Genomic DNA, 3,843 nt, shown 5'->3' with positions numbered 1-3,843 from the left:
TGAATTTTCTACTGTAAAAGTCTATGATTTAATCAATTTAAAAATGATAATATCGGACGAAAATAAGGTGGTAATTTCTGGTAAGAACAAAAAAGATGTCGAGATTCTTAACAAGAATGGCAAGCTTAAAATTAGAATGAAGCTAGAAGAAAGTTACGACGGAAACGATACAGTAGTTGTTCTTCATTATACTTCTGTTGATGTTATTGACGCCAATGAAGGTGCTAAAGTTGAGGTTAAGAATGTTATAGAACAGTATGAAATAGATTTAAAAACTCAAGAAGGTGCTGAGATCACAGCAGAACTTAAAACGTCCTATGCTAATATGAGAGCCGTAACAGGTGGAATCATTAATGCTTCAGGATTATCTAAAAACCAGGATATTTCTATTTATACAGGTGGTATTTTTAATGGTGAAACTTTTATTACAGAGCAAACTGAAGTAAGTATTAACGCTGGAGGTGAAGCCTATGTGCACGCTACAGAATATGTAGATGTGAGAATAAAAGCAGGTGGCGATGTTTTTATCTACGGAGATCCTAATCAAGTAGATCAGAACCGTGTTCTTGGTGGCAGAATAAAGCGTATGTAATTTCTCTATGAGATTTGTTACATTTGTGTAAACCGCAAGATTTACATGTTTGATGACATCTTAACAGCCATTCCGTTTGGTATTATTTTAGCATTTACAATTGGTCCTGTTTTTTTTGTACTTCTAGAAACCAGTGCCACCAAAGGATTTACTAGCGCTATTATTTTTGATTTAGGTGTTATTTTTGCTGATATTGTATTTATTGCAGTGGCATTCTTTAGTACTAATAAGCTTGCTGAAAAGATAAAAGACGATCCTAATTTCTTAATCTTTGGAGGGGTACTTTTAGTGGCTTATGGTACAATATCATTTATAAAAACATCAAAATCATTCCGGTCTATTGTAAGAGAACATCATAGAATAGAACTGCCTAAAAAGGATTACGGAAAATTATTTATAAAAGGATTTTTACTCAATTTCATTAATATTGGTGTATTACTTGGTTGGTTAGGTTTTATTGTCATAGGAACATCATTAACATCGTCAGAAAGTGGTGTTATTGTTTTTATAACCACTATGTTGATCACTTACTTTGTTATGGATCTCATTAAAATAGCAGCGGCAAAACGCCTAAAAAGTAAACTAACACCGCGACGAATTTTTAAGACCAAGAAGATTGTAGCTTTAGTTATATTGGGCTTTGGAATTGTACTACTAACACAAGGCTTATTTCCTGGTTTATATGAAAAAAGCAAGGAACAAATAGAGAAAGTTAATCCAATAAACACATAAATTAAAAACGGCATAAATATTGGCGATATTTGAAGAACAATAAAACCATATAAGGATGAAGCTCTTTTACCAATTAATAATTTTAAGTTTATTTAGTCTGTTTAGTTTTGCGCAAAACAACTCTAGAACCGCCCACTATGTTTTAGATGATTTTTATGAAGGAACAATACTAATGAAAGACGGCACAAGACAAGCCGAATTTTTAAATTACAATTCATTATCAAAGAATTTCGCAGTATTAAGAGATGAAAAAATTGCAGCCATCTCTGAAAACAACATAAATAGTATTGATACGGTTTATGTAGCAAACAGACGGTTTTTTAGAAAAGACAACACATTTTTCGAATTACTAATAAAGTCTGACATAGAATTATACGTAGAGCACAAGTGTAATCTAATGTCAGCATCTGAGAGTAGTGGCTATGGAGGCGAGTCTCAAGTTACATCTGGTCAATCAAGAACTTTAGTGGGTAATAACGATATTTTTTATGACACAGAACTTCCAAGTAAGTATAAGGTTAACCCAATAAAGGAATATTGGATAAAGAAAGACGACGCCCTCAAAAAAATAGAAACCATGGGTCAGCTAAAAAAATTCTACAAAGAGCAGAAAAAGAATATTAAGACCTATAAAAAACGCATAAGATAGATTTTAAAGATTCAGAAACAGTGCGTCAACTTATTGTATATCTGGAGAGTTTATAGTTAAATGACAAAACCTCTTAATGATTCACTAAGAGGTTTTTTAATGACTTAGGATAAAGTGTTAATCATCACATAAAAGTAATGTAAAGTTGCCATTTACGGTACTTCCATACTGCCCTTCAGCAACAATGGTTCCTTGTAAAATACCATTATCAGCATCATAGTTAGTAATTTCGATGGTTCCGCATTCAGCAAGTTCTACATCAGTAAAGGGCCCATCTTCACCTATAATTATACTATTAAAATTAAGTGTGTTTTCGCCAAATTCTTCTAACGTTATAGTTTGAACTTCTAGTGAAGGCAATGGAAACAAGATTTTATTATCACCATTATCAAATGTTGGAAATAAGCAATCACCATTGGTGCTTGATTTTACAAAAATCTTTCCGCTATACATGGTTGTTTCACCGATAGTAATTCCTGTATAGTAAGCTTCTGGGGATACAAAAGGCTCACCTCTAAAACTACCTTGAACAGGCTGATCTATGTAACTGCCACAAGATGAATTATCAGAATCATCACTACTAGAGCAAGATAAAATAGTAAAGCCACCAGTAACTAAAGCAAATAACAACAATTTAATTTTTTTCATTTTTAGAGTTTCTTTTATTAGTTCATAAAAAAAGAGACACTTTTTCAGCATCTCTTTTAGAGGTGTCGAGCGGATTCGAACCGCTGTAGATGGTGTTGCAGACCACTGCCTAGCCACTCGGCCACGACACCTTTTTGTGTGGGCAAATGTAAAAAAAATATAGGTTCTACACTATATTGGCTTACTTTTTTCGTTTTTCGGTCATTTTTATGGTTACGAGTTCTACATCACCACCAATAGGTGGATTAACTTTGCTCACAGATACAGTTGCTTTGTTTACTAGTTTATCTTCTTTAAAAATTCTATTTAATATGCGCTTGGCAACCGTTTCAAGCAGTTTAGAGGGCTGAGCCATTTCTTCTCTCACCACTTTATTTAAAAACACATAATCCACAGTATCCTCTAATTTATCGGATATGGCAGAAGACTTTAAATTAGCCTTTACCTGAAGGTCTACTCTATAATCGCTACCAATTAACGTTTCTTCTTTTAAACAACCATGATGAGCAAAAACCCTAATATTTTCAACTTTTATTATTCCCATTTTACAAAGATAAGTGTTCTGTCAGTCTTGCGAAGCCTATAGTCTCTAATTCGTAAAAAAGTCAAAAACATTACTAATAGCACTAGTTTTAGTTTTGTAAAACTCGGTATAGGTACACTTTTCGCAGGTTACAGAAGTAAATTTTTTGTTTTGTACATCAAAAATTTTCGACAAGGCTCCTCCAGTAGCTCTCATTTCTCCAATCTCACAGGTTGTATTATTGCATTTTGGACATTTATAATTCATTTTCTATTCTTTTTTTTGGTTCACAGTATAGGTGTATAATAGTAGATAAATGTTACAATTTGTTTAGCTTTGTATACTGTATTGGTGTTTCAGAATAATAGTATTTTAAACTCACAACAAAAGGCTAATACCTAATACTTAAAAAATGTCAGAAGAATCAAAATCACTCAATTTCATTGAGCACATTATAGAAGAAGATTTAGCTAACGGATTACCTAAAGAAAAGCTTAGGTTTCGTTTTCCACCAGAGCCTAATGGCTATTTACATATTGGCCACACCAAGGCTATTGGTATTAGTTTTGGATTAGGTGAAAAGTATGATGCGCCTGTAAACTTAAGATTCGATGATACTAATCCTGCTAAAGAAGAACAAGAATATGTTGATGCTATAAAGCGTGATATTGCCTGGCTTGGTTATAGTTGGAAAAATGA

At 32.9% G+C, this 3,843-nt stretch carries 7 protein-coding genes and 1 tRNA gene; 4 read left to right on the top strand and 4 right to left on the bottom strand.

Going from position 1 to position 3,843, the window contains the following annotated elements:
• The 3 genes from ACTG3Y_RS13225 to ACTG3Y_RS13215 all read left to right on the top strand — a co-directional run.
• A partial coding sequence (locus ACTG3Y_RS13225; RefSeq protein ID WP_439153393.1) for a head GIN domain-containing protein occupies positions 1 to 592 on the top strand: 592 nt, incomplete at its 5' end.
• 45 nt (positions 593 to 637) lie between these two features.
• Complete coding sequence (locus ACTG3Y_RS13220; protein ID WP_439153392.1) at positions 638 to 1,324, top strand: LysE family translocator; 687 nt, start codon at positions 638 to 640, stop codon at positions 1,322 to 1,324.
• Between the two features lie 55 nt (positions 1,325 to 1,379).
• Positions 1,380 to 1,973: a hypothetical protein gene (locus ACTG3Y_RS13215; RefSeq protein WP_439153391.1), complete on the top strand. Its 594-nt coding sequence runs from the start codon at positions 1,380 to 1,382 to the stop codon at positions 1,971 to 1,973.
• Positions 1,974 to 2,090: 117 nt separating this feature from the next.
• On the opposite strand, the gene ACTG3Y_RS13210 is transcribed toward ACTG3Y_RS13215, so the two are convergent.
• From ACTG3Y_RS13210 to ACTG3Y_RS13195, 4 genes are all read right to left on the bottom strand, one after another.
• Positions 2,091 to 2,621: a hypothetical protein gene (locus ACTG3Y_RS13210; RefSeq protein WP_439153390.1), complete on the bottom strand. Its 531-nt coding sequence runs from the start codon at positions 2,619 to 2,621 to the stop codon at positions 2,091 to 2,093.
• Between the two features lie 60 nt (positions 2,622 to 2,681).
• A tRNA-Cys gene (locus ACTG3Y_RS13205) sits at positions 2,682 to 2,752 on the bottom strand.
• Positions 2,753 to 2,802: 50 nt separating this feature from the next.
• Positions 2,803 to 3,165: a dihydroneopterin aldolase gene (folB, locus tag ACTG3Y_RS13200; protein ID WP_439153389.1), complete on the bottom strand. Its 363-nt coding sequence runs from the start codon at positions 3,163 to 3,165 to the stop codon at positions 2,803 to 2,805.
• Positions 3,166 to 3,210: 45 nt separating this feature from the next.
• Positions 3,211 to 3,411: a zinc ribbon domain-containing protein gene (locus ACTG3Y_RS13195; protein ID WP_439153388.1), complete on the bottom strand. Its 201-nt coding sequence runs from the start codon at positions 3,409 to 3,411 to the stop codon at positions 3,211 to 3,213.
• A gap of 145 nt (positions 3,412 to 3,556) precedes the next feature.
• Between ACTG3Y_RS13195 and ACTG3Y_RS13190 the strand changes: the two genes are divergently transcribed.
• The coding region (locus ACTG3Y_RS13190) for a glutamate--tRNA ligase family protein (RefSeq protein WP_439153387.1) at positions 3,557 to 3,843 on the top strand (287 nt) is incomplete at its 3' end.

The organism is Winogradskyella sp. (assembly GCF_965656915.1).
Lineage (GTDB): Bacteria > Bacteroidota > Bacteroidia > Flavobacteriales > Flavobacteriaceae > Winogradskyella.
This window is presented reverse-complemented; position numbering and strand designations above follow the sequence as displayed.

Bases quoted from the DNA above. Each gene is read 5' to 3' on its own strand.
- ACTG3Y_RS13220 (WP_439153392.1), top strand. From the start codon at position 638: ATGTTTGATGACATCTTAACAGCCATTCCGTTTGGTATTATTTTAGCA.
- ACTG3Y_RS13215 (WP_439153391.1), top strand. From the start codon at position 1,380: ATGAAGCTCTTTTACCAATTAATAATTTTAAGTTTATTTAGTCTGTTT.
- ACTG3Y_RS13210 (WP_439153390.1), bottom strand. From the start codon at position 2,621: ATGAAAAAAATTAAATTGTTGTTATTTGCTTTAGTTACTGGTGGCTTT.
- folB (WP_439153389.1), bottom strand. From the start codon at position 3,165: ATGGGAATAATAAAAGTTGAAAATATTAGGGTTTTTGCTCATCATGGT.
- ACTG3Y_RS13195 (WP_439153388.1), bottom strand. From the start codon at position 3,411: ATGAATTATAAATGTCCAAAATGCAATAATACAACCTGTGAGATTGGA.